The sequence below is a fragment of the Pseudomonas simiae genome, from assembly GCF_900111895.1.
GTDB lineage: Bacteria > Pseudomonadota > Gammaproteobacteria > Pseudomonadales > Pseudomonadaceae > Aquipseudomonas > Aquipseudomonas simiae.
The window spans coordinates 39,965-65,082 of sequence record NZ_FOKB01000013.1 but is presented as its reverse complement, the minus strand read 5'-3'; the positions used below and the strand labels follow the sequence as shown (position 1 = coordinate 65,082).

At 60.0% G+C, this 25,118-nt stretch carries 22 protein-coding genes; 17 read left to right on the top strand and 5 right to left on the bottom strand.

Translation table 11 applies throughout. From position 1 onward, the window contains the following. Positions 1-35: 35 nt before the first annotated feature. Positions 36-800, bottom strand: coding sequence for a LuxR family transcriptional regulator (locus BMZ57_RS27190; protein ID WP_010211985.1), 765 nt, complete (start codon positions 798-800; stop codon positions 36-38). Positions 801-983: 183 nt separating this feature from the next. On the opposite strand from BMZ57_RS27190, the gene BMZ57_RS27185 reads away from it, so the two are divergent. Genes BMZ57_RS27185 through BMZ57_RS27160 form a run of 6 tightly spaced genes read left to right on the top strand, consistent with a single transcriptional unit; the run spans position 984 to position 7,144 of the window. Further along, a complete protein-coding gene (locus BMZ57_RS27185) occupies positions 984-1,871 on the top strand; it encodes a proline iminopeptidase-family hydrolase (protein ID WP_010211983.1) in 888 nt (295 codons plus the stop codon). A 3-nt stretch (positions 1,872-1,874) separates the two neighbouring features. Beyond that, positions 1,875-2,822: an ABC transporter permease gene (locus BMZ57_RS27180; RefSeq protein WP_010211982.1), complete on the top strand. Its 948-nt coding sequence runs from the start codon at positions 1,875-1,877 to the stop codon at positions 2,820-2,822. Next, positions 2,819-3,676: an ABC transporter permease gene (locus BMZ57_RS27175; protein WP_021490954.1), complete on the top strand. Its 858-nt coding sequence runs from the start codon at positions 2,819-2,821 to the stop codon at positions 3,674-3,676. The genes BMZ57_RS27180 and BMZ57_RS27175 overlap by 4 nt, the downstream gene beginning before the upstream one ends. After that, complete coding sequence (locus BMZ57_RS27170; protein WP_010211978.1) at positions 3,673-4,629, top strand: ABC transporter ATP-binding protein; 957 nt, start codon at positions 3,673-3,675, stop codon at positions 4,627-4,629. The genes BMZ57_RS27175 and BMZ57_RS27170 overlap by 4 nt, the downstream gene beginning before the upstream one ends. Further along, positions 4,626-5,597 carry an ABC transporter ATP-binding protein gene (locus BMZ57_RS27165; RefSeq protein ID WP_010211976.1) on the top strand — a complete coding sequence of 324 codons (972 nt, stop codon included), beginning with the start codon at positions 4,626-4,628 and terminating at the stop codon, positions 5,595-5,597. Before BMZ57_RS27170 ends, BMZ57_RS27165 begins: the two co-directional genes overlap by 4 nt. Positions 5,598-5,629: 32 nt before the next feature. Next, the gene (locus BMZ57_RS27160) at positions 5,630-7,144 is read left to right on the top strand and encodes an ABC transporter substrate-binding protein (protein ID WP_010211974.1); all 1,515 of its coding nucleotides are present in this window, start codon (positions 5,630-5,632) and stop codon (positions 7,142-7,144) included. A gap of 137 nt (positions 7,145-7,281) precedes the next feature. Here the strand turns inward: BMZ57_RS27160 and BMZ57_RS27155 are convergent, their stop codons facing one another. From BMZ57_RS27155 to BMZ57_RS27140, 4 genes are all read right to left on the bottom strand, one after another. Then, positions 7,282-8,022, bottom strand: a complete 741-nt coding sequence (locus BMZ57_RS27155; RefSeq protein WP_010211973.1) for a YciK family oxidoreductase — start codon at positions 8,020-8,022, stop codon at positions 7,282-7,284. A gap of 177 nt (positions 8,023-8,199) precedes the next feature. Next, positions 8,200-8,871 carry an N-acetylmuramic acid 6-phosphate phosphatase MupP gene (gene mupP / locus BMZ57_RS27150; RefSeq protein WP_021490951.1) on the bottom strand — a complete coding sequence of 224 codons (672 nt, stop codon included), beginning with the start codon at positions 8,869-8,871 and terminating at the stop codon, positions 8,200-8,202. A gap of 4 nt (positions 8,872-8,875) precedes the next feature. After that, the gene (gene ubiG / locus BMZ57_RS27145; RefSeq protein ID WP_010211967.1) at positions 8,876-9,574 is read right to left on the bottom strand and encodes a bifunctional 2-polyprenyl-6-hydroxyphenol methylase/3-demethylubiquinol 3-O-methyltransferase UbiG; all 699 of its coding nucleotides are present in this window, start codon (positions 9,572-9,574) and stop codon (positions 8,876-8,878) included. 64 nt (positions 9,575-9,638) lie between these two features. Then, positions 9,639-10,970 carry a TRZ/ATZ family hydrolase gene (locus BMZ57_RS27140; RefSeq protein WP_010211965.1) on the bottom strand — a complete coding sequence of 444 codons (1,332 nt, stop codon included), beginning with the start codon at positions 10,968-10,970 and terminating at the stop codon, positions 9,639-9,641. Between the two features lie 108 nt (positions 10,971-11,078). Between BMZ57_RS27140 and mtnA the strand changes: the two genes are divergently transcribed. From mtnA to BMZ57_RS27085, 11 genes are all read left to right on the top strand, one after another. Continuing rightward, positions 11,079-12,155 (top strand): S-methyl-5-thioribose-1-phosphate isomerase, encoded by a 1,077-nt coding sequence (gene mtnA / locus BMZ57_RS27135; protein ID WP_021490949.1) that lies wholly within the window; start codon positions 11,079-11,081, stop codon positions 12,153-12,155. Positions 12,156-12,579: 424 nt separating this feature from the next. Next, positions 12,580-15,234 carry a DNA gyrase subunit A gene (gene gyrA, locus BMZ57_RS27130; RefSeq protein ID WP_010211963.1) on the top strand — a complete coding sequence of 885 codons (2,655 nt, stop codon included), beginning with the start codon at positions 12,580-12,582 and terminating at the stop codon, positions 15,232-15,234. A gap of 243 nt (positions 15,235-15,477) precedes the next feature. Then, complete coding sequence (serC, locus tag BMZ57_RS27125; RefSeq protein ID WP_010211962.1) at positions 15,478-16,563, top strand: 3-phosphoserine/phosphohydroxythreonine transaminase; 1,086 nt, start codon at positions 15,478-15,480, stop codon at positions 16,561-16,563. Further along, positions 16,563-17,657: a prephenate dehydratase gene (gene pheA, locus BMZ57_RS27120; RefSeq protein WP_003172650.1), complete on the top strand. Its 1,095-nt coding sequence runs from the start codon at positions 16,563-16,565 to the stop codon at positions 17,655-17,657. Before serC ends, pheA begins: the two co-directional genes overlap by 1 nt. A 9-nt stretch (positions 17,658-17,666) precedes the next feature. Then, positions 17,667-18,779: a histidinol-phosphate transaminase gene (gene hisC / locus BMZ57_RS27115; protein ID WP_010211961.1), complete on the top strand. Its 1,113-nt coding sequence runs from the start codon at positions 17,667-17,669 to the stop codon at positions 18,777-18,779. 28 nt (positions 18,780-18,807) lie between these two features. After that, a complete protein-coding gene (locus BMZ57_RS27110) occupies positions 18,808-21,018 on the top strand; it encodes a bifunctional prephenate dehydrogenase/3-phosphoshikimate 1-carboxyvinyltransferase (protein ID WP_038452970.1) in 2,211 nt (736 codons plus the stop codon). After that, positions 21,015-21,704, top strand: coding sequence for a (d)CMP kinase (gene cmk, locus BMZ57_RS27105; protein ID WP_010211955.1), 690 nt, complete (start codon positions 21,015-21,017; stop codon positions 21,702-21,704). The genes BMZ57_RS27110 and cmk overlap by 4 nt, the downstream gene beginning before the upstream one ends. 120 nt (positions 21,705-21,824) lie before the next feature. Then, on the top strand, positions 21,825-23,510 hold the full coding sequence (rpsA, locus tag BMZ57_RS27100; protein ID WP_010211953.1) for a 30S ribosomal protein S1: 1,686 nt from the start codon (positions 21,825-21,827) through the stop codon (positions 23,508-23,510). Positions 23,511-23,672: 162 nt separating this feature from the next. After that, a complete protein-coding gene (locus tag BMZ57_RS27095; RefSeq protein ID WP_042570764.1) occupies positions 23,673-23,957 on the top strand; it encodes a lipoprotein in 285 nt (94 codons plus the stop codon). 132 nt (positions 23,958-24,089) lie between these two features. Beyond that, positions 24,090-24,386, top strand: a complete 297-nt coding sequence (gene ihfB, locus BMZ57_RS27090) for an integration host factor subunit beta (RefSeq protein WP_003218804.1) — start codon at positions 24,090-24,092, stop codon at positions 24,384-24,386. Between the two features lie 20 nt (positions 24,387-24,406). Next, the gene (locus tag BMZ57_RS27085; protein WP_010211950.1) at positions 24,407-24,637 is read left to right on the top strand and encodes a lipopolysaccharide assembly protein LapA domain-containing protein; all 231 of its coding nucleotides are present in this window, start codon (positions 24,407-24,409) and stop codon (positions 24,635-24,637) included. The last annotated feature ends 481 nt before the right edge of the window (positions 24,638-25,118 follow it).

Below are 25,118 nucleotides of genomic sequence, written 5' to 3'. Positions count from 1 at the left end.
AAGTAACTAGCAAAACAGCTAGGTTTTGCCGGTGGTCAGTCGTCTAGCAGGCGGTAATGGGTGGCGCGCACCACCGCCTGCACGCGGTTCTTGGCCCCCAGCTTGTGCATCGCCGAGGCCAGGTGCAAGGTGACCACCGCCAGAGAGCGGCTCAATTGCGTGGCGATTTCGGCAGCGGTCAGGCCATCGGCGGCCCATTTGAGGCACTCGCGTTCGCGTTTGGTCAGGTGGATATGCGGATAAGTGCGCAGTTCCTTGCTAAACAGCGGGTACGCTGCTTCCTGCAAGGCATGGGAAATCAGGCTGAAATCCGACAAGGTCTGCTGCACATCCTGCAGCACGCTGCGGGCCTTGCCCGTTCGTAGTCCGGTCAGCGACGCGAAGCCGCCCCGAGGCAGGTGGATCGGTACGCTGACGCCGCAGGTCAATTCCTGGTCGTGCAAGTAGGACGACACCGGCGCATGGCAGGGATCGATGATCTTTTGCAGCGGGGTATCGACCTTGACGTCGTAGGACCATACGAACGGTGACACCGTACTCAGGGCCAGATGTTGCACCGGGTCGATCTGGTAGAACCCTTCGCTGCACCACAAGGCGTGCCAGTCGGGCGGCGTATTGCGCAGTGCGAGCACCGAGGGTGTGATCAATGCGCCATCCTGATCGATCGGCACGGGGGTGTAGTCATACACCAATGCATCGAAGCCCAGTTGCTGGGCGAGGATAAACGTATTGTCCATCTGCTCATCCAGGCTCCTGCCCGGCATCAGACGGTGATTTAACGCAGTCAGCTTGGCCAGCATCCGTTCTGCTCCCGAATTCATTTGAATCTCGACTTGCTGCAAGTAGAATGCCACGCCCCGGCGAAGGACTGCCAGGCTAAACCTATAAGAAATACTAGGTTATGGCCGCACGACATCCTAGGTAGTGTTGGGCTGATCAACGGCCGCTGCCTGCCAGCCCGACACTAGACAAGGAATGTATGCATGTGGCGTGAAATTGCCCCCGACCAGCAGTACAACGTGCAAGTCGACGGCCATAACCTCGTGGTTTACAGCTTTGGCGAAGGCGATGAGGTGCTGTTGTGCCTCAACGGCGGGCCAGGCTTGCCGTGTGACTACTTGCGAGACGCCCATGGCTGGCTCAAAGACCATAACCTGCGAGTGGTTGCATTCGACCAGCTTGGCACGGGCGCATCAGCCAGGCCCACCGACGTTTCTCTGTGGGAAATCCGCCGTTATGTCGAAGAAGTCGAAACCGTGCGCCAGGCCCTGGATCTCGGTCGCGTGCACCTGCTCGGGCATTCCTGGGGCGGCTGGCTCGGTATCGAATATGCCATCCATTATCCCGACGCGCTGAAAAGCCTGATCCTGGAAAATACCGTTGGCGACATTCCGCACCTGTCCCAAGAGCTGGAACGCCTGCGCGGCGCCCTTGGCAGCGAGACGGTAGCCATGATGCAACGCCACGAAGCCATGGGCACCCTGGACCACCCGCAGTACCAGGCCGCGATCACCTTGCTCAACTATCGTCACGTGTGCCGCCTGGACGAGTGGCCCGCACCGGTCAAACGCTCCCTTGACGACTGGAACATGGGCCCCTACGAAACCATGCAAGGCCCCAACGAATTCCTCTACATCGGCAACCTCAAGGACTGGAACCGCATCCCTGAGATGGCCGATTTCAAGATGCCGATCCTGATCACCACCGGCCAGCATGACGAACTCACCCCAGCCTGCGCCATGCGCATGAAACTGGCGGCCCGACACGCCGAACTGCACGTGTTCCCCAACAGCAGCCATATGCCTTTCTATGAGGAGCCCCATGCGTATTTTCCGGTGTTGCTGGACTTCCTTGCGCGTCATCGGGGCTGACGGATGAACCTGGCGCGCTACCGTTTTGTCTTGTACCGGCCGCTGCAATTGCTGCCGGTGCTGTTTGGCATCAGCCTGATCACCTTTGTGCTGGTGCGCTCGATTCCCGGCGACCCGGCGCGTGCTTTGCTGGGTTCGCGCAGCACGCCGGACGCTTTGCTGAAAATCCGCGCCCAGTACGGCCTCGACCAGCCGTTGTGGCTGCAATATTTCTACTTTCTGAAGAACCTGCTCAAGGGCGACCTTGGCCAATCGCTGCTGTACAAGGTCGATGCGCTCAAGCTGATCGTCACGCGTATTGAACCCACCCTGGTACTGGTGCTCGGCAGTGTGGTGCTGGCGCTGCTGATCGCCGTGCCGTTGGCGACCTTCGCCGCACGCAACAAGGGTGGCTGGGCGGATAACCTGATTCGCGTGTTCACCACGGTTGGCCTTGGCATGCCGGCGTTCTGGCTGGGCTTGATGCTGATCCTGTTGCTGAGTGTGCAGTGGGGCCTGTTTCCGGTATCCGGTTACGGCCGGACCTGGTTGGATAAAGCGCATCACATGGTGCTGCCATGCCTGACGATTGCCCTGGCGTTGTCGGCGGTGCTGGTGCGCAACTTGCGGGCGAGCATGTTGATGGAACTACAGGCCGACCACGTGACCGCCGCCCGGGCGCGTGGGTTGTTGGAAGCCGCAGTGTTTCGCCGTCATGTGCTACCCAATTCCCTGGTGCCGGCGGTCAATCTGCTGGCGGTGAACATCGGTTGGCTGATCAGCGGCACGGTGGTGATCGAAAGCCTGTTCGCCATCCCCGGCATCGGCCAATTGTTGGTACGCGGGATCTTCACCCGCGATTACATGGTGGTGCAGGGCGTGGCCATGGTGCTAGCTTGCGCGACGGTGATCGTCAACTTCATCGCTGACGTCGTGACCGTGGCCCTCGACCCGCGAGTGAAGATGCAATGAGCAGTCGTCCGTTGATTGCCCCTTGGCGCTTGCGCCTGCGCTTTGGTTTGCGCAATGGCCGGCTGACGGCTGCGTGGGGTTTGTTGATTCTGCTGGCATGGCTGGTGCTTGCGCTGTTTGCACCGTGGATCGCGCCATATGACCCGATTGCGCAGAACACCGATTTCAGTTTGCTCGGCCCCAGCCTTGCTCATCCATTTGGCACCGATAACTACGGAAGGGACATTCTTTCGAGGGTTATCTGGGGCGCGCGTATAGACCTCCAGTTAGCCATCGTCGGGGTGATCTTCCCGTTCATGATCGGCACCTTCATCGGCGCGGTCTCCGGTTACATCGGCGGGCGTTTCGACAGTGTCTGCATGCGTGTGATCGATGTGATCCTGGCCTTCCCGTTCCTGGTGCTGATGCTGGCGATCATGGCCATTCTCGGCCCAGGCTTGAAGAGCTTCTACATCGCCATGGCCTTGGTGGGCTGGGTGTCCTACGCGCGGCTTATCCGCTCGCAGATCCTGGTGCTCAAGGAAAGCGACTTTGCCCTGGCCGCCAAAAGCCTGGGCTTTGGCCATGGGCGGATTCTGTTCCGGCACCTGCTGCCCAATGCGATGTTCGGCTCCATCGTGTTTTCCATGTCGGACGCGGTGTTGGTGCTGCTCAATGGCGCCGCCGTGAGTTACCTGGGCCTGGGCGTGCAACCGCCGACCGCCGAATGGGGCACGATGGTGGCCGAAGGACAGGCCTTCATCACCACTGCCTGGTGGATCTGCACCTTTCCGGGGCTGGCCATCGTGACCTTGGCCATGGGGTTCAGCCTGCTCGCCGATGGCGTGGCGCAAGTGTTGGGGGATCGCTCATGAGCCTGTTGCAAGTGCGCGACCTCAGTGTGATTGCCAACAACGCAGGGCGTGATGTGACCTTGGTCGATCGCGTGTCTTTCGATTTGGCCGAGGGTGAGATCCTCGGGCTGGTGGGGGAAAGCGGCTCGGGCAAGACCATGGCCTGTCGCGGTTTGATGCGCCTGCTGCCATCGCCCAACCTGCGCGTGCAAGGCGGTGCGGTCCGGCTGGGCGGCCAGGACCTGCTGTCATTGGATGACGCTGGCATGCGGGCGGTGCGTGGCGGTCAGTTGGGCATGATTTTCCAGAACCCCAGCAGCCACCTCGACCCGCTGATGCGCATCGGCGAGCAGATTGCCGAGGGCATCCGCCTGCATCAAGGTGCGTCGAAAAAAGACGCGCGCCTGCAGGCCATCGAGGTACTGCGCCAAGTGGGCATCCCCGATCCCCAGGCGCGGGTCGACAACTACCCCCAAGAGTTTTCCGGCGGCATGCGCCAGCGCGCGATGATCGCAGTCGCCTTGGGCTGCAACCCGAAAGTGCTGATCGCTGACGAGCCGACCACGGCGCTGGATGTGACGGTGCAGGCGCAAATCCTGCGGCTGTTGCTGGAACTGCGCGACCAGCGTGGCCTGTCGATCATCATGATTACCCACGACCTTGGCGTGGTTGCGCAAACCTGTGACGCCATCGCCGTGATGTACGCGGGGTGCCTGTGCGAGCACGGCAGCAAATACGATGTGCTGGCGCAACCGCAGCACCCGTACACCGCCGGCTTGATCGACTGCCAACCTGCTCACAGCAGCGGCCACGCTTTGCTGCGCACGATTCCCGGGCAGCCGCCGCTGCTGGACGCCTTGCCTGCCGGCTGCCGGTTCAACCCGCGCTGCCCGCAAGTCGGGGCCTTGTGCACCGAAGTGCTGCCGGAAGGCCAGCGAGTCGCCTGTCATTACCCGTTGGGAGCGCAGCCATGAGCCTGTTGCAGATCAAGGACCTTGAGGTGAAGTTCGCCGCGTCCGGCACCGGCTTGTTCGGCTTGAACAAACAGTGGGTGAGGGCGGTGAACGGTGTATCGCTGAGCTTGGCGGCGGGTGAAACCCTCGGGTTGGTCGGTGAGTCCGGCAGCGGTAAAAGCACCTTGGGCCGCGCCATTTTGCACCTCAACCCGATCAGCGCCGGACAGGTGCTGTTTGATGGCATCGACATGGCCCACGGCAGCGCCATCGACATCACCCGGCTGCGCCATGAAACCGCAATGATCTTCCAGGACCCGTACGCCGCACTGAACCCGCGGCATACCATCGGCGAAACGATTGCCGAAGTACTACGCGTGCAACGCAAGGTTGCGCCGGAGCGGATATCAGATCGCGTCAATGAACTACTCGATCTGGTCGGCCTGCGGCCCGAATTGGCCAGTCGTAAACCCGGCTCACTCAGCGGCGGTCAGTGCCAGCGCGTCGGCATCGCCCGGGCCTTGGCGGTGGAGCCGCGCCTGATCATCGCCGACGAGTGCGTGGCGGCGCTGGACGTGTCGATCCAGGGCCAGATCATCAATCTGTTGCTGGAACTGCAGCAGCGCATGCACCTGGCGATCCTGTTCATCGCCCATGACCTGGCTATCGTGCGTCGCCTGTGCGATCGCGTGGCGGTGATGTACCTGGGCAAGATCGTTGAGGAGGGGCCGGTGGAGTCGGTCTTCACGGCGCCACGCCATCCGTACACGGCGGCGTTGATCCAGGCGATTCCCGAGATCGATCCGCATCGGCCGTTGCCGACAGAGCCCTTGCCGGGTGAGCCCCCGAGCCCGCTGAACTTGCCTACAGGCTGCGCCTTTCACCCACGTTGTCGGCATGCCCGGACCATGTGTTCCGTGGTGTTGCCGCCGACGCATTTCCTGCACGAGCATCGGTACAGTTGCGTGCTTGAAGAACCTTTGCTTTAACCCTCTGCCATTCATTAACAAGGAGTTGTGATATGCAATCGCGCCACTTGAAGTTGCTCGCCGCCGCTACATTGACCGCATGGTCCCTGACTGCCGGCCTGGCGCAAGCCGCCGGTGTACTGACCATCGGCTGCCGTGAGGACAGCACCACGTTCGACCCGATCAAAAGCGCGCAAAACCGCGACACCTGGGTCTTCGCCAACGTCTACGACACCCTGGTGCGCGTCGATAACCTGGGCACCAAGATGGAGCCGGGCCTGGCAGAAAGCTGGGACATTTCCAAGGATGGCCTGACCTACACCTTCAAGCTGCGTGATGCGAAGTTCTCCGACGGTTCGGCGATCACCGCCGACGATGCAGCGTTCAGCCTGCTGCGCATCCGCGACAACAAAGCCTCGCTGTGGGCAGACCCTTTCAACCTGATCAACACGGCCAAGGCGTCAGATCCGAAAACCCTGGTGGTCACCCTGAAGACCCCGGCTGTGGCCTTTCTCTCGCAACTGGCGTCGCCGACGGTGTCGATCCTGTCGGAAAAAGCCATGACCAAGATGGGCGAAGACGCCTACTCGGAAAACCCCGTGACCTCCGGCGCGTTTACCGTGGACGAGTGGCGCAAGGGTGATCGCGTCATCCTGAAAAAGAACCCGAACTTCTGGCAGGCCAAGAACGTGAGCCTGGATGGCGTGGAGTGGGTCTCCGTCACCGACGACAATACGCGCATGCGCATGGTGCAGAACAACGAGCTGGACACGGCGATCTTCGTACCGTTCTCGCGGGTTGAAGAGCTGAAGAAAGACAAGAACGTGGTGATCCATGCCGACCCGTCCACCCGTGAAGATCACCTGCTGATCAACCACGAGCATGGCCTGCTGGCCAAGCCAGAAGTACGTCAGGCACTGGACATGGCCATCGACAAACAATCGCTGGTGAAGACCGCCACTTACGGTCAAGGCACCGTGGCTTATTCCTACATTCCAAAGGGCTCGCTGTACCACTACGCCAACAACCTGCAACGCCCGTACGACCCGACCGCCGCCAAGAAGCTGCTGGAGCAGGCCGGTGCCAAGGACTTGAAGCTCAACTACGTGGTCAATGCCGGCAACGAAGCCGACGAGCAGATTGCGGTGATCATCAAGGATCAATTGGCGAAGGTCGGCGTGACTGCCAACCTGCAAAAGGTCGACCCGACCCAGAGCTGGCAGATGCTGGTGGACGGTGAGTACGATATTTCGGTGATGTACTGGACCAACGACATCCTCGACCCGGACCAGAAGACCACCTTCGTGCTGGGCCACGACACCAACCAGAACTACATGACCCGTTACAAGAACGACAAGGTCAAGGCACTGGTGGCGCAAGCACGCATCGAGGCTGACCCGGTCAAGCGTGAGCAGATGTATGTGGAACTGCAGAAACTGGCGAAACAGGATGTGAACTGGATCGACCTGTACTACAGCCCCTACATCAACATCTCACGCAAGAACGTGAGCAACTTCCTGCAGAACCCGTTGGGGCGCTTCACCCTTGAGGAAGTAGTGAAGAACTAAGAGCCAGAGAACACCGCAATACAAATGTGGGAGGGGGCTTGCCCCCGATAGCGGTGGGTCAATCACAGATACAGTGACTGACACCCTGCAATCGGGGGCAAGCCCCCTCCCACATTTAGTTCCGGTTGTGTCAGTTGTTACTGCGCGTCAAACGCCTGCCCATTGATGCCGGTACTGTCCGGCCCCATCAGGTACAGGTACACCGGCATGATCTCTTCCGGCGCCGGCCTTTCCATCGGGTTTTCCCCCGGATACGCCTGGGCCCGCATGCTGGTGCGAGTGCCGCCGGGGTTGATGCTGTTGGCGCGTACCGCGGCCACATCCTCCAGTTCATCGGCCAGGGTTTGCATCAAGCCTTCGGTGGCAAACTTCGACACACCATAGGCGCCCCAGTAAGCCCGACCCTTGCGCCCGACACTGCTGGAAGTGAACACCACCGACGCATCCTGGGACAACTTGAGCAGCGGCAGCAGCGTGCTGGTCAACATGAACATCGCGTTGACGTTCACGTGCATCACGCGCATGAAATTCTCGCCGGACAATTGCTCGATCGGCGTGCGTGGGCCGATGATCGAGGCGTTGTGCAGCAGGCCGTCGAGGTGGCCGAATTCCTTTTCGATCATCGCGGCCAGTTCATCGTACTGATGGGGCAGGGCGGTCTCCAGGTTGAACGGGATCACCACCGGTTGCGGCTGGCCCGCCGCTTCGATTTCGTCATACACCTGGGCCAGGTTGGCTTCGGTCTTGCCCAGCAACAGCACCGTGGCACCATGGGCGGCATAGGTTTTCGCCGCCGCCGCGCCGATCCCGCGACCGGCACCGGTCACCAGGATCACCCGGCCTTTGAGCAGTTCTGGACGTGCGGAGTAATCAAACATAAATAGCCTCGACAAAATTCAAGGTGATACAGCTCTCAATGTGGAATCCAATTCCTGTGGGAGCTGGCTTGCCTGCGATAGCGGTCTGTAAGCTGGCATATGTGCTGGCTGACACTGCGCTATCGCAGGCAAGCCAGCTCCCACATTGACCTCAGTGTTTGCAGGGGCGGCAAACAATTAGCAGCTGCACAGCGCGTTATCCAATACCTTGCGCAGTTCCAACGGGTGATCCACCACCACATCGGCGCCCCAATGGCGTGGGTTGTCGTCCGGGTGGATGTAGCCGTAGGTGACCGCTGCAGTGCGCGTGCCGGCGTCGCGGCCGGATTCGATATCGCGCAGGTCATCACCCACGAACAGCACGCTGGCCGGGTCCAGGTCGAGCATCTTGCACGCCAGGATCATCGGCTCCGGGTCCGGCTTGCTGTTCTTCACGTGATCCGGGCAGATCAGCAGCGCCGAGCGCTCGGCCAGGCCCAGTTGCTGCATGATCGGCTCGGCAAAGCGCAGTGGCTTGTTGGTCACCACGCCCCAGATCAGCTTGGACTTCTCGATGTCCTCCAGCAGCTCGGCCATGCCGTCGAACAGTTTGCTGTGGACCGCGCAGCCCACAAGGTAGCGTTCGAGGAATTCCTGGCGCAGTTCTTCAAAGCCTGGAGATTCCGGGTCCATCGAGAAGGTCACGGCCACCATCGCCCGCGCACCGCCGGAGATTTCATCGCGGATGTGCTGGGGGTTGATCGGCGCCAGGTCGCGGTCGGCGCGCATGGCCTGGCAGATGGCGATAAAGTCCGGCGCGGTATCCAGCAGGGTACCGTCCATGTCGAAGAGAACCGCTCGCAACTTCACAGGCTCACTCCTCGCGCAGGGTCTGGATCATGTAGTTGACGTCAACGTCGTTGGCCAGCTTGTAGTGCTTGGTCAGCGGGTTGTAGGTGAGGCCGATGATGTCCTTGACGGTCAGCCCGGCCTGGCGGCTCCAGGCACCCAGCTCGGACGGGCGGATGAATTTCTTGAAGTCATGGGTGCCGCGCGGCAGCAGCTTCATGATGTATTCGGCGCCGATGATCGCGAACAGGTAGGCCTTGGGGTTGCGGTTGATGGTGGAGAAGAACACCTGGCCCCCCGGCTTGACCATGCGGAAGCAGGCGCGGATCACCGAGGACGGGTCCGGTACGTGTTCCAGCATTTCCAGGCAGGTAACCACGTCGAACTGCTCGGGCATCTCTTCGGCCAGGGCCTCGGCGGTGATCTGGCGGTATTCCACGTTCACGCCGGATTCCAGCTGGTGCAGCTGGGCCACGGCCAGGGGCGCTTCGCCCATGTCGATGCCCATTACGGTGGCGCCGCGCTGCGCCATGGCCTCGCTGAGAATGCCGCCGCCGCAGCCTACATCCAGCACCTTCTTGCCGGCCAGGTTGACGCGTTCATCAATCCAGTTGACCCGCAGCGGGTTGATGTCGTGCAGGGGCTTGAACTCACTCTCACGGTCCCACCAGCGGTGAGCCAGGGCTTCGAATTTGGCGATTTCGGCGTGGTCGACGTTGCTCATGGTGAATCCTCTAAATCTGATAAATCGGTTTGTCAGTCCTGAACCTCAGGGTTCAAAACCTTCGTTATTCGTGGTGCCCGCTGATGCGCTGGCCCCAGGCGATGGCCGTGGCGGTCAACTGTTGTTCATCCATGCGGGTCAATTGCCGGTCGTCGAGCAATTGCTTGCCGGCGACCCAAAGGTGTTTCACGCAGTCGCGTCCGGTGGCATATATAAGCTGTGAGACCGGATCGTAGATCGGTTGTTGCGCCAGCCCGGAAAGATCGAAGGCCACGATATCCGCCGCCTTGCCGACCTCCAGCGAGCCAATTTTGCTTTCCAGGCCCATGGCCCGCGCACCGTTGAGCGTCGCCATGCGCAAGGCGCGATGGGCATCCAGCGCGGTGGCCGAGCCGGCGACGGCCTTGGCCAACAGTGCGGCGGTGCGGGTTTCGCCCAGCAGGTCGAGGTCATTGTTACTGGCAGCGCCATCGGTGCCGATGGCCACGTTCACGCCAGCCTGCCACAGACGCTCCACCGGGCAAAAGCCGCTGGCCAATTTCAGGTTGGATTCCGGACAGTGAACGATGCTGGTGTTGCTTTCTACCAGCAAAGCCAGGTCATCCTCGCTGATTTGGGTCATATGAACGGCCTGGAAGCGCGGCCCCAACAGCCCGAGGCGACCCAGACGCGCCAATGGCCGTTCGCCAGTCTGCTCGACCGCTTGCTGCACTTCAGAGGCGGTTTCGTGAACATGCATGTGGATCGCGGCGTCCAGCTCTTCGGCGATCACCCGGATTTTCTCCAGGTTGTCATCACACACGGTGTAAGGCGCGTGCGGGCCGAAGGTGATCTTGATGCGTGGGTGGTGCTTGAGATCGCCGAACAGCTCGACGCCTTGGCGAATCGCCTCGTCGGGCGTACTGGCGCCGGGGATCGGGAAGTCGAGGATCGGAATTGCGATCTGCGCGCGGATGCCGCTGTTGTGCACGCAGTCACTGGCGACTTTGGGGTAGAAGTACATGTCGGAGAAGCAGGTGATGCCGCCCTTGAGCTGTTCGGCGATGGCCAGGTCGGTGCCATCGCGCACAAAGGCTTCATCGACCCACTTGGCCTCGGCAGGCCAGATGTGTTTTTCCAGCCAGGTCATCAGCGGCAGGTCGTCGGCCATGCCGCGAAACAGGCTCATCGCCGCATGTCCGTGGGCGTTGATCAGGCCGGGGCTGAGCAGCATGCCCGGCAGTTCGCGCACTTCGTTGGCCACCAGCTTGAGCGCTGCCGCCCGTGGCCCGATAAAGGCAATGCGCCCATCGCGAATGCCCAGGCCATGTTCCTTGAGCACCACGCCAGCGGGTTCGACAGGCACCAGCCATGTAGGCAGCAACAATAAGTCGAGCGGGGCGGCAGTGGCGGTCATCGCAGGCTTCTTCCCAGGCAGCTATAAAAGAAGGGCGAAGTATACCCGAGCGTCCTGGCTGGCGGATCGCTATAATCGGCGGCTTTGTTTATGAGTGCGGAGTAAGGGATGCGCGATCGACTGTTGGCAGCGGAGAAAGTGAAGGCCATCGATTGGCGTGATGGCGCGCTGTACCTGCTCGATCAGCGTGCCTTGCCATCCCGGGAAAGCTGGGTGGCTTGCTCTACGGTCGATGATGTGGCGGCGGCCATTCGTTCGATGGTGGTGCGCGGTGCACCGGCCATTGGTATCAGCGCGGCGTATGGCCTGGTGCTGGCGGCGCGTGAGCGGATCGCCGAGGGCGGTGACTGGCAGGCAGCGTGGGAAGAAGACTATGCACTGTTAGCCGATACCCGACCGACCGCGTCGAACCTGTTCTGGGCGTTGAAACGCATGCGTGACCGCCTGGATCGCGTCAAAAAGCACGCCGACCCGCTGGCGGTGCTTGAAGCAGAAGCCATTGCCATCCATGAAAGTGATCGCGAAGCCAATCTCACCATGGCTCAACTGGGGGTCGATTTGATCCGCAAGCACCAGGGCAATGCCCAGGCGATCCTCACCCACGGCAACGCTGGCGCCCTGGCGACCGGCGGTGTGGGTACGGCGCTCGGGGTGATTCGTGCGGCCTATCTGGAAGGCATGGTCGAGCAGGTCTACGTCAATGAAACCCGGCCCTGGCTGCAAGGTTCGCGGCTGACCGCCTGGGAGCTGGCGGGCGAGGGCATCCCTGTGACGGTGAATGCCGATTCCGCTGGCGCGCATATCCTCAAGACCAAAGGCGTGACCTGGGTGATCGTCGGTGCTGATTGCATTGCCGCCAATGGCGACGTGATCAGCAAGATCGGGACGTACCAGTTGGCAGTGTGTGCCATGCACCACGGCGTGCGGTTCATGGTGGTGGCGCCGAGTTCGACCCTGGACATGATGATGGCAACTGGCGATGACGTAGCGCTGGAAGAGCGCGACGCCGGTGAGTTGCTGGAAGTCGCCGGCCAGCGCTTCGCCGCGGATGTCGTCGCCTTCAATCCAGTGTTTGACGTGACCCCGGCCGACCTGATTGACGTGATCGTGACCGAAAAAGGCATCGTCGAACGGCCGGACACCGCCAAGCTGGCCAAGTTGATGTGCCGTAAACGCCTGCATTGAGGGCGTTGGCGCCTGTCCGATTGCATTCGCGAGCAAGCCCGCTCCCACATTTTGAATGTGTTCACCACTCAAATGTGGGCGCGGGCTTGCTCGCGAAGGGGTCTATAAGTCAAGAAAACCTTCGGATCTGCCTTCAAAAAATAGCACGACCCTGCCTCTGAGCCCCTCTCGTCGCCCTCAAGCCTGTCATCCGTCAACTTACTATGCTCCATGCGCATCAGGGGGATAGGTGCGTGGCGGCGATTGTGATAACATCCGGCGGTTTCCAGGGTCGCCCCGAGGGGTGGCCTATAACGTGCAGATCCGTGTCATAACTCGTTGATTTGTCGTAAGTCGTTGTCAGGCACTCTGCCGGCAGCGGCGAGCTTCGTTCGTCCCATATGGATGTGACGAGGTTTCACCCGAAAAAGGAATCAGGCTTCTCATGGGCGAACTGGCCAAAGAAATCCTCCCGGTCAATATCGAAGACGAGCTGAAACAGTCCTACCTCGACTACGCGATGAGCGTAATTGTCGGTCGGGCACTGCCTGATGCGCGCGATGGCTTGAAGCCCGTGCACCGGCGTGTGCTGTTCGCGATGAGCGAGCTGGGTAACGACTGGAACAAGCCGTACAAGAAATCTGCCCGTGTTGTCGGTGACGTGATCGGTAAGTATCACCCTCACGGCGACACTGCGGTGTACGACACCATCGTTCGGATGGCCCAGCCGTTTTCCCTGCGCTACCTGCTGGTAGACGGCCAGGGCAACTTCGGTTCGGTCGACGGCGACAACGCCGCGGCCATGCGATACACCGAAGTGCGCATGACCAAGCTGGCGCATGAGCTGCTGGCCGACCTGCATAAAGAAACCGTGGACTGGGTGCCGAACTACGACGGCACCGAAATGATCCCGGCGGTCATGCCGACCAAGATCCCCAACCTGCTGGTCAACGGTTCCAGCGGTATCGCCGTGGGCATGGCCACCAACATCCCGCCGCACAACCTCGGTGAAGTCATCGACGGTTGCCTGGCCCTCATCGACAACCCGGAGCTGACCGTCGATGAGCTGATGCAATACATCCCCGGCCCGGACTTCCCGACTGCCGCGATCATCAACGGTCGCGCCGGCATCATCGAAGCCTACCGCACCGGTCGCGGCCGCATTTACATGCGCGCCCGCTCGATCATCGAAGACATCGACAAGGTCGGTGGCCGCCAGCAGATCGTTATCACCGAACTGCCGTACCAGCTGAACAAGGCGCGCCTGATCGAGAAGATCGCCGAGCTGGTCAAAGAGAAGAAGCTCGAAGGCATCACCGAACTGCGCGACGAGTCCGACAAAGACGGTATGCGCGTGGTGATCGAGCTGCGTCGTGGCGAAGTGCCTGAGGTGATCCTCAACAACCTCTATGCCCAGACCCAGCTGCAAAGCGTGTTTGGTATCAACGTGGTTGCGCTGATCGACGGCCGCCCGCGCATCCTGAACCTCAAGGACCTGCTGGAAGCCTTCGTGCGTCACCGTCGCGAAGTGGTCACACGCCGCACCGTGTTCGAACTGCGCAAGGCCCGCGAGCGCGGCCACATCCTGGAAGGCCAGGCAGTTGCGCTGTCGAACATCGACCCGGTAATCGCCCTGATCAAGGCCTCGCCAACCCCGTCGGAAGCCAAGGAAGCGTTGATCAGCACGCCTTGGGAATCCAGCGCCGTGGTGGCCATGGTTGAACGTGCCGGCGCCGACTCGTGCCGTCCGGAGACCCTGGACCCGCAATACGGTCTGCGCGAAGGCAAGTACTTCCTGTCGCCGGAACAGGCCCAGGCCATCCTGGAGTTGCGCCTGCACCGCCTGACCGGTCTGGAGCACGAGAAGCTGCTGGCCGAGTACCAGGAGATCCTCAACCAGATCGGCGAGTTGATCCGCATCCTCAGCAGCGCCGTGCGCCTGATGGAAGTGATCCGCGAAGAACTGGAAGTGATCCGCGCCGAATACGGTGACGTGCGCCGTACCGAAATCCTCGATGCGCGCCTCGACCTGACCCTGGGTGACATGATCCCGGAAGAAGAGCGTGTGGTGACCATCTCCCACGGTGGCTACGCCAAGACCCAGCCATTGGCTGCGTACCAGGCCCAGCGTCGTGGTGGTAAAGGTAAATCGGCGACCGGCGTGAAGGATGAGGACTACATTGCTCACCTGTTGGTCGCCAACAGCCACACCACGCTGCTGCTGTTCTCCAGCAAAGGCAAGGTGTACTGGCTGAAAACCTACGAAATCCCGGAAGCGTCCCGTGCTGCCCGTGGTCGCCCACTGGTCAACCTGCTGCCACTGGACAGTGATGAATACATCACCACCATGCTGCCGGTCGAGGAATACACCGAAGGTCACTTCATCTTCATGGCCACCGCCAAAGGCACCGTGAAGAAGACCCCGCTGGAATCCTTCAGCCGTCAGCGCAGCGTGGGCCTGATCGCCCTGGAGCTGGACGAAGGCGACGTGCTGATCTCTGCGGCCATCACCGATGGCGAGCGTGAAGTCATGCTGTTCTCCGACGGCGGCAAGGTCACGCGCTTCAAGGAATCCGACGTTCGCGCCATGGGCCGTACCGCCCGCGGTGTGCGCGGCATGCGCCTGCCAGAAGGGCAGAAGCTGATTTCGATGCTGATCCCGGAAGAAGGCAGCCAGATCCTCACCGCTTCCGAGCGCGGTTATGGCAAACGCACCGCCATCAGCGAGTTCCCGGAGTATAAGCGTGGCGGCCAAGGCGTGATCGCCATGGTCAGCAACGACCGCAATGGCCGTCTGGTCGGCGCGGTCCAGGTGCTCGATGGCGAGGAGATCATGCTGATTTCCGACCAGGGCACCCTGGTACGTACCCGTGTGGCTGAAGTGTCGAGCCTGGGCCGTAATACCCAGGGCGTCACCCTGATCAAGCTGGCCAAGGACGAGAAACTGGTCGGCCTGGAGCGTGTCCAGGAGCCATCGGAAGTCGAAGGCGAAGAGCTGGAAGGCGAGGAATTCGAAGGCGAGGTGATCGCAGCAGGCGATGACAACGTCGACGAGCCAACCCTCGACGCTGCCGCAGACGAAGAAGAACCGCAGGAATAAGCGGACACACAGGGGGCGGATGAAGATTCGCCCCCTTGTTGTTTGTCCCTTGTGAAATAGCACGTCTTTTGGCTGGACGCGGTCAATGTGGGAGCTGGCTTGCCTGCGATGGCAGCGCCGCGGTATCACTGCGCTACCGAGGTGCCCTTATCGCAGGCAAGCCAGCTCCCACAAGGGTTCGCTCCAGAGAAAGGTTGTTGCCGAACATGATTGCAGCCCCACCAAATCAGAGTGAGATTGGATGTGAGCAAGAGAGCCTATAACTTCTGTGCCGGTCCCGCGGCGCTTCCTGAAGCAGTCCTGCAGCGTGCGCAGGGTGAACTCCTCGACTGGCATGGAAAAGGCCTCTCCGTGATGGAAATGAGCCATCGCAGCGATGAGTTCGTGTCCATCGCCACCAAGGCCGAGCAGGATCTGCGTGACTTGCTGGACATCCCATCCAACTACAAAGTGTTGTTCCTGCAGGGCGGCGCCAGCCAGCAGTTCGCCCAGATCCCGCTGAACCTGCTGCCGGAAGACGGCACGGCTGACTATATCGACACGGGTATCTGGGGTCAGAAGGCTATTGAAGAGGCCTCGCGTTACGGTCACGTCAATGTCGCGGGTACCGCCAAGCCGTACGACTACTTCGCCATTCCCGGTCAGAATGAGTGGAAGCTGTCGAAGGACGCGGCCTACGTGCACTACGTCGCGAACGAAACCATCGGCGGCCTGGAGTTTGATTGGGTGCCGGAAGTCGGTGACGTTCCGCTGGTGTGCGACATGTCCTCGGACATTCTCTCGCGCCCTATCGATGTGTCCAAGTACGGCATGATCTACGCCGGCGCCCAGAAGAACATCGGTCCGAGCGGCATCCTGGTCAACATCATCCGTGAGGACCTGTTGGGTCGCGCCCGTTCGCTGTGCCCGACCATGCTCAACTACAAGGTCGCGGCCGATAACGGCTCGATGTACAACACTCCGCCAGCGTTTGCCTGGTACCTCTCCGGCCTGGTGTTCGAATGGCTGAAAGAGCAGGGCGGTGTCGCCGCCATGGGCAAGCTCAACGAAGAGAAGAAGCGCGTCCTGTACGACTTCATCGACGCCAGCGGCCTGTACAGCAACCCGATCAACCTGACTGATCGCTCGTGGATGAACGTGCCGTTCCGCCTGGCTGATGATCGCCTGGACAAGCCGTTCCTGGTCGGTGCCGAAGAGCGTGGCCTGCTGAACCTCAAGGGGCACCGTTCGGTCGGTGGCATGCGCGCCTCCATCTACAATGCCGTCGACATCCACGCGATCAACGCGCTGGTTGAGTACATGGCAGCGTTCGAAAAGGAACACGGCTAATGTCTGAGCAAGAACTCAAGGCCCTGCGCGTGCGCATTGACAGCCTGGACGAGAAAGTCCTGGAGCTGATCAGTGAGCGCGCGCGGTGCGCCCAGGAAGTGGCACGGGTGAAGATGGCCTCCCTGGCCGAAGGCGAAGTGCCGGTGTTCTACCGTCCCGAGCGTGAAGCCCAGGTGCTCAAGCGTGTCATGGAGCGTAATAAGGGCCCACTGGGCAACGAAGAGATGGCGCGGTTGTTCCGCGAAATCATGTCTTCGTGCCTGGCGCTGGAACAACCGCTGAAAGTGGCTTATCTGGGTCCCGAGGGCACTTTCACCCAAGCGGCGGCCATGAAGCACTTCGGTCACGCGGTGATCAGCAAGCCAATGGCGGCGATCGATGAAGTGTTCCGTGAAGTGGCGGCCGGCGCGGTGAATTTTGGCGTGGTGCCGGTGGAAAACTCCACCGAAGGCGCGGTCAACCACACGCTGGACAGCTTCCTCGAACACGACATGGTCATCTGCGGCGAAGTCGAGCTGCGCATCCACCATCACCTGCTGGTGGGCGAGAATACCAAGACCGACAGTATCAGCCGCATCTACTCCCACGCCCAGTCCCTGGCCCAGTGCCGCAAGTGGCTGGACGCGCATTATCCGAATGTCGAGCGGGTAGCTGTCTCCAGCAACGCCGAGGCCGCCAAGCGGGTCAAGGGTGAGTGGAATTCGGCGGCCATCGCCGGTGATATGGCCGCTGGGCTGTACGGCCTGACGCGCCTGGCCGAGAAAATCGAGGACCGCCCGGACAACTCCACGCGCTTCCTGATGATCGGCAGCCAGGAAGTGCCGCCCACTGGCGACGACAAGACCTCGATCATTGTCTCCATGAGCAACAAGCCTGGCGCGCTGCATGAGCTGCTGGTGCCGTTCCATGATAACGGGATTGACCTGACGCGCATCGAGACTCGTCCTTCGCGCAGCGGTAAATGGACTTACGTGTTCTTTATCGACTTCATCGGCCATCACCGCGACCCGCTGGTCAAGGGTGTGCTGGAGAAAATCAGTCAGGAAGCCGTGGCACTCAAGGTGCTGGGCTCTTACCCGAAAGCGGTTTTGTGAGGCTTTAACATGAGTGGTAACTTCCTCACCCTGGCTCAGCCGGGCGTGCAACAACTGTCGCCTTACGTTCCGGGCAAGCCTGTGGATGAGCTGGCGCGTGAGTTGAACCTGGATCCGGCGAACATCGTCAAGCTGGCCAGTAACGAAAACCCGCTGGGCCCGAGCCCGAAGGTGTTGGCGGCGATTCGTGAAGAGTTGGCTGAGCTGACCCGCTATCCCGATGGTAACGGCTTTGCCTTGAAGTCTCTGCTGGCACAAAAGTGCGGTGTCGAGCTGAACCAGGTCACCCTGGGCAATGGCTCCAACGACATTCTTGAGCTGGTTGGTCGTGCGTATCTGGCGCCAGGTTTGAATGCGGTGTTCAGCGAGCATGCGTTTGCGGTCTATCCGATCGTGACCCAGGCGGTGGGCGCTGATGCGAAAGTGGTCCCCGCGAAAGAGTGGGGTCATGACCTGCCGGCCATGCTGGCGGCCATTGATGCCCAGACCCGCGTCGTGTTTATTGCGAACCCTAACAACCCGACCGGCACCTGGTTCGACGCGCAAGCGCTGAGCGACTTCCTGCAAGACGTGCCGGAGCATGTGTTGGTCGTGCTGGACGAGGCATACATCGAGTACGCCAAAGGCAGTGATCTGCCGAACGGCCTGGATTTCCTGGCGGCGTACCCGAACCTGCTGGTTTCGCGCACGTTCTCCAAGGCTTATGGCCTGGCATCGCTGCGAGTCGGCTACGGTTTGTCCACGGCAGTGGTTGCCGACGTGCTGAACCGTGTGCGTCAGCCGTTCAACGTCAACAGCCTCGCGCTGGCTGCAGCCTGTGCGGCGGTGAAGGATGCCGAGTACCTGGAAGAAGGCCGTCGCCTCAACGAAAGCGGCATGCTGCAGTTGCAGGAAGGCTTCCGTGAGTTGGGCCTGGGCTGGATTCCGTCCAAGGGCAACTTCATTTGTGTCGACCTCGGCCAGGTCGCTGCGCCGGTATTCCAGGGCCTGTTGCGCGAAGGCGTCATTGTGCGTCCGACCGCCAACTACGGCATGCCGAACCACCTGCGCATTACCATCGGTCTGCCGGCAGAAAACGCCCGCTTCCTGGAGGCGCTGGCCAAGGTTCTGGCCCGTGGTTGATGTCACTGCATTGAAACCTGCTGTGCCTATGATCGGTCGCCTGGTGGTGATCGGTCTGGGGTTGATCGGCGGCTCCTTCGCCAAAGGCCTGCGTGAAAGTGGGCTGTGTAGCGAAGTGGTTGGTGTGGACCTGGACCCGCAATCGCGCAAGTTGGCGGTTGAGTTGGGGGTGGTGGATCGCTGTGAAGCGGACCTGGCGCTCGCCTGCCAGGGCGCTGATGTGATCCAGTTGGCCGTGCCGATCCTGGCCATGGAGAAATTGCTCGGCGTACTGGCCGGCATGGACTTGGGGCAGGCGATACTGACGGATGTCGGCAGTGCCAAAGGCAATGTGGTGCGCGCGGCGCAACGGGCCTTTGGTGGTATGCCGGCGCGCTTCGTGCCGGGTCATCCGATTGCGGGCTCCGAACAGAGCGGAGTAGAGGCGTCCAATGCGCAGCTGTTCCGTCGCCATAAAGTCATCCTGACGCCGCTGGAACAGACCGATCCGGCTGCACTGGCGGTGGTGGACCGTCTGTGGCGTGAGCTGGGTGCGGATGTCGAGCATATGCAGGTCGAGCGTCACGACGAAGTGTTGGCCGCAACCAGCCATCTGCCGCATTTGCTCGCATTTGGCCTGGTGGACTCGTTGGCCAAGCGCAACGAGAACCTCGATATTTTCCGTTACGCCGCCGGTGGTTTTCGCGACTTCACGCGGATTGCCGGCAGCGACCCGGTGATGTGGCACGACATCTTCCTCGCCAATCGCGAAGCGGTGTTGCGCACCCTGGACACCTTCCGCAGCGACCTCGACGCCTTGCGCGACGCAGTTGATGCCGGAGATGGCCATCAATTATTGGGCGTGTTTACCCGTGCGCGGGTGGCGCGTGAGCATTTCAGCAAGATCCTGGCGCGCCGGGCCTACATGGAAACCGCTGTGACCGCTGATGAGCTGACCTTCCTCGCCGAACCGGGTGGCCGCTTGAGCGGGCGCATTCGGGTGCCGGGCGACAAGTCGATCTCCCATCGGTCGATCATGCTGGGTTCGTTGGCTGAGGGTGTGACTGAGGTCGAAGGTTTCCTTGAGGGCGAAGATGCCCTGGCGACCTTGCAGGCGTTTCGCGACATGGGCGTGGTGATCGAAGGTCCGCACCATGGGCGTGTGACCATTCATGGCGTGGGGCTGCATGGCTTGAAACCGGCGCCGGGGCCGATTTATCTCGGTAACTCCGGTACTTCCATGCGGTTGCTGTCTGGTTTGTTGGCAGCGCAGAGCTTTGACAGTGTGCTGACCGGCGACGCGTCCCTGTCCAAGCGCCCGATGAGTCGCGTGGCCAAGCCTCTGCGGGAAATGGGCGCGGTGATCGAGACGGGGCCGGAAGGGCGTCCGCCGCTGACCATTCGTGGTGGGCAGTCGTTGAAAGGCCTGGCTTACGCGATGCCGATGGCCAGTGCCCAGGTCAAATCCTGCCTGCTGCTGGCCGGGTTGTACGCTGAAGGTAAAACTGTGGTGGCCGAGCCTGCTCCGACCCGTGACCATACTGAACGCATGTTGCGCGGTTTTGGTTATCCGGTGGCGGTGGAGGGGGCGACGGCGTCCGTGGAGTCCGGTCATGCGCTGGCGGCTACCCATATTGAAGTGCCGGGGGATATATCTTCTTCGGCGTTCTTTCTGGTGGCGGCTTCGATTGCCGAGGGTTCTGAGCTGCTGCTGGAGCACGTCGGTGTCAATCCGACGCGTACCGGCGTGATCGATATTCTGCGGCTGATGGGCGCGGATATCACGCTGGAAAACCAGCGTGAGGTAGGTGGCGAGCCCGTCGCAGATCTGCGGGTGCGCGCGGCAGCGTTGAAGGGGATCGAGATTCCCGAAGCGCTGGTGCCGTTGGCGATCGATGAATTTCCGGTGCTCTTCGTCGCGGCGGCCTGTGCCGAGGGGCGAACCGTGTTGCGTGGGGCTCAAGAGCTGCGCGTGAAGGAGTCCGACCGTATCCAGGTCATGGCCGATGGTCTGTTGGCGCTGGGGGTGAAGTGTGAACCCACCGCCGATGGGATTATCATTGACGGTGGCCTGATAGGCGGTGGTGAAGTCCATGCCCATGGTGATCACCGGATTGCCATGGCGTTCAGTGTGGCCTCCCTGCGGGCGGCGACGCCGATTCGTATCCGTGACTGCGCCAATGTTGCTACGTCTTTTCCGAACTTTCTTACACTGTGTGCCCAAGTCGGCATCCGTGTTGCCCAAGAGGCTCAATTGTGAATATCAAAGCACCGGTGATTACCATCGACGGGCCAAGCGGCTCGGGCAAAGGCACGATCGCCGGCATCCTGGCCGAGCGCCTGGGCTGGTGCCTGCTGGATTCCGGCGCGCTGTACCGCCTGCTGGCATTCGCCGCACGCAACCATGGCGTCGACCTGACCAACGAAGAATCCCTGAAGCTGCTGGCAGCGCACCTCGATGTGCAGTTCGTCGGTGCGACGGAAGGTCATCCCCAGCGCATCATCCTCGAAGGAGACGATGTGACGGATGACCTGCGTAACGAACAAGTCGGTTCGTGGGCTTCCCAGGTTGCCGCGCTGCCGGCCGTGCGTGATGCGCTGCTGCAGCGCCAGCGGGCGTTCCAGGAGCCGCCGGGCCTGGTCGCCGATGGCCGTGACATGGGAACCGTGGTGTTTCCCGAGGCACCCTTGAAGATTTTCTTGACCGCCAGCGCCGAGGAGCGGGCTCGCCGCCGCTACTTGCAGTTGAAGGGCAAAGTCGATGGTGTTAGTCTGTCGAGTCTGCTAGATGAGATCCGTGCACGCGATGAGCGTGATACCCAGCGCGCAGTAGCCCCGCTCAAGCCGGCGGCTGATGCCATACAGCTGGATTCCACGGAGCTGTCCATCGAGCAGGTGCTGGAACGCATCTTGAGTGAAATCGCCATTCGCGATATCGCCGGGTGATCAAGAAGGCCGCAGGGGACCAGTCATAGTCCTGCGGTGGCTTCTTTTAACTGAAACTGACCCACACCGTCTGGGGTGTGGAGATGGGCGTATTCTTCGCCCTTATCAACAGGAATTAAAATGAGCGAAAGCTTTGCGGAACTCTTTGAAGAAAGCCTAAAAACCCTGAACCTTCAGGCAGGCTCCATCATCACCGGTGTTATCGTTGATATCGATTACCAAGCTCGCTGGGTAACCGTTCACGCTGGTCTGAAGTCTGAAGCTCTGATCCCGCTGGAACAGTTCTACAACGATGCTGGTGATCTGACAATCAATGTCGGTGACGAAGTTCACGTTGCTCTGGACTCGGTTGAAGACGGTTTCGGTGAAACCAAGCTGTCCCGTGAAAAAGCCAAGCGCGCTGAATGCTGGATTGTTCTCGAAGCAGCCTTCGCAGCTGAAGAAGTGGTCAAGGGCGTTATCAACGGTAAGGTTAAAGGCGGCTTCACTGTCGACGTTAACGGCATCCGTGCGTTCCTGCCAGGTTCTTTGGTCGACGTTCGTCCTGTGCGCGACACCACGCACCTGGAAGGCAAAGAACTCGAATTCAAGGTCATCAAACTCGACCAGAAGCGCAACAACGTTGTCGTTTCCCGTCGCAGCGTCCTGGAAGCAGAGAACTCCGCCGAGCGTGAAGCTCTGCTGGAATCCCTGCAGGAAGGCCAACAAGTCAAAGGTATCGTCAAGAACCTCACCGATTACGGCGCATTCGTCGATCTGGGTGGCGTCGATGGCCTGCTGCACATTACCGACATGGCTTGGAAGCGTATCAAGCATCCTTCCGAAATCGTCAACGTTGGCGACGAGATCGATGTCAAGGTTCTGAAATACGATCGCGAGCGCAACCGTGTTTCCCTGGGCCTGAAGCAACTGGGTGAAGATCCATGGGTTGCTATCAAAGCCCGTTACCCAGAAAGCACTCGCGTTACCGCGCGTGTGACCAACCTGACCGACTACGGCTGCTTCGCTGAGCTGGAAGAAGGCGTGGAAGGCCTGGTACACGTTTCCGAAATGGACTGGACCAACAAAAACATCCACCCTTCGAAAGTCGTACAAGTCGGCGACGAAGTGGAAGTTATGGTTCTGGACATCGACGAAGAGCGTCGTCGTATCTCCCTGGGCATCAAGCAGTGCAAATCTAACCCATGGGAAGATTTCTCTGGCCAGTTCAACAAGGGCGATAAAATCTCCGGCACCATCAAGTCGATCACCGATTTCGGTATCTTCATTGGTCTGGACGGCGGCATCGACGGCCTGGTTCACCTGTCCGACATCTCCTGGAACGAAGTGGGCGAAGAAGCTGTTCGTCGTTTCAAGAAGGGCGACGAGCTGGACACCGTTATCCTGTCGGTTGACCCAGAGCGCGAGCGCATCTCCCTGGGCATCAAGCAACTGGAAAGCGATCCGTTCTCCGAGTACGTTCAAGAGAACGACAAAGGCGCCATCGTTAAAGGCACTGTGAAAGAAGTTGACGCCAAAGGCGCCATCATCGTTCTGGCCGACGATATCGAAGCGACTCTGAAAGCCTCCGAAATCAGCCGTGACCGCGTTGAAGACGCGCGCAACGTTCTGAAGGAAGGCCAGGAAGTAGAAGCCAAGATCATCAGCGTTGACCGCAAGAGCCGCGTAATCCAACTCTCCATCAAGTCGAAAGACGAAGTGGAAGAGAAAGAAGCAATCCAGAGCCTGAAATCGGCTCCGGAAGCTGCACCAGGCGAGACCACCATGGCCTCCCTGCTGCGCGAAGCAATGGCTAAGCAGAACTAAGTTCTGTCAGGCCATAGAAAAAGGGCGACTTCGGTCGCCCTTTTTTGTGCCTGAAATTCGTTGAATCAACACCGAGAACCAAGGCGTATAGCTCAGTGTCAGAACTGATTGTAGTCTTAAGAAAAAAGCGGTTCTCGTGTTGTCGCTTCAATAAGGATTTGAATGAACAGGCTTATCGTAATGCTCGCAGTGGTCGTGCTTGCGGGCTGCTCCACCACCAGCGCGAAGACCCACGCCAAGCGCGGCGTCGGCGGCATCGAGATCGATTGCTCGGGCCTGGGTAACAAGTGGGAGAAGTGTGAAAAGCGCGCTGCACGAGAGTGCAAGATGCAGGGGTACAGGGTCATCACCAAGTCCAGCGACGCCGCGGACGAAGAGGGCGACTACCTGTTCGGCTGGAACCCCGCCGGCGCAGTAACTCGCACCATGCTGGTTATCTGTAATTGATGATGGAATGCGCCTATAGGAGGTTGCCATCGGTCCTGCAGATAAGTTGTCTAACGGGCTGTTCAAATTCATCAAGTCATGCTAAAACCTTCGAAGCGCTTTTCCTAGCTGCTTGAAAAAGAAGGGAAAAATATGACGAAGTCGGAGTTGATCGAACGAATTGTCACCCATCAAGGGCTGCTCTCATCCAAGGATGTCGAGCTGGCTATCAAGACTATGCTTGAGCAAATGTCCCAATGCCTGGCGACCGGTGATCGCATTGAGATCCGTGGGTTTGGGAGTTTTTCACTTCACTATCGCGCACCTCGTGTGGGTCGTAATCCAAAAACCGGCCAGTCCGTCAGTCTTGACGGCAAATTCGTACCTCATTTCAAGCCGGGGAAGGAATTGCGTGATCGGGTGAACGAAGACGAGGAAGAAGGCGTCTGATTGACTTTCAGGAGAACGTTATGGCTAGACTCAGGCGCTTTGCATCGATTGTATCTGTTTTGTTCTTCGCGCTCGTCGTCGTTTTTTTTGTGCTCGAGAATCAGCAAGGTGCAACACTGTCGTTTTTCGGTTGGTCCACGGTTGAGCTGCCAGTTTCAGTTTTCACCTTATTGGCGTTGCTGGTGGGAATGATCGTTGGTCCGGCGATAGCGGTCGTGTTCGGTCGTAAGAAAACCCGTCAGAAGGCTTGATCGGTATGTGCTTGGGGGCTGCCGTAGTCTAATGCTTGAACCCTGCGGCGTTCTATTCTCTTGGTAGACGTAACCTGACATAAGTCTGAGTTATTCCTCCTGTTTTAAGGTGAGAGTCTTTACTGTACTGATCAGGCTGTTGAGCGTTTATCTGTATGAAAACTTTCGTCATGTCACATCAATAACCAGTAGGCGTTAATCCCCCAAGGTGTCGGGTCTGGTTCCCGTCCTCTCATTACCGTTGAGGCATGCCCTCACGCATCTGTGTTCGCTTTTGACTTTAAGGACGCAGGCCTTAAAATAGCCACCAATTTCCATGCCCTTCATCTTTAACTGCACCACACAAAGCTTATTTTTCGGGCTGTTTGCTAACGAGCTTCGACGTTTTCCTTGAACCTCTTCACCGTTGAGTATTCCGGGGCGGCATGTTGGCTTTGTTGGTCTGCAGGCATTGAGGTGAGTGGCCGACTAGAAGCTTGTC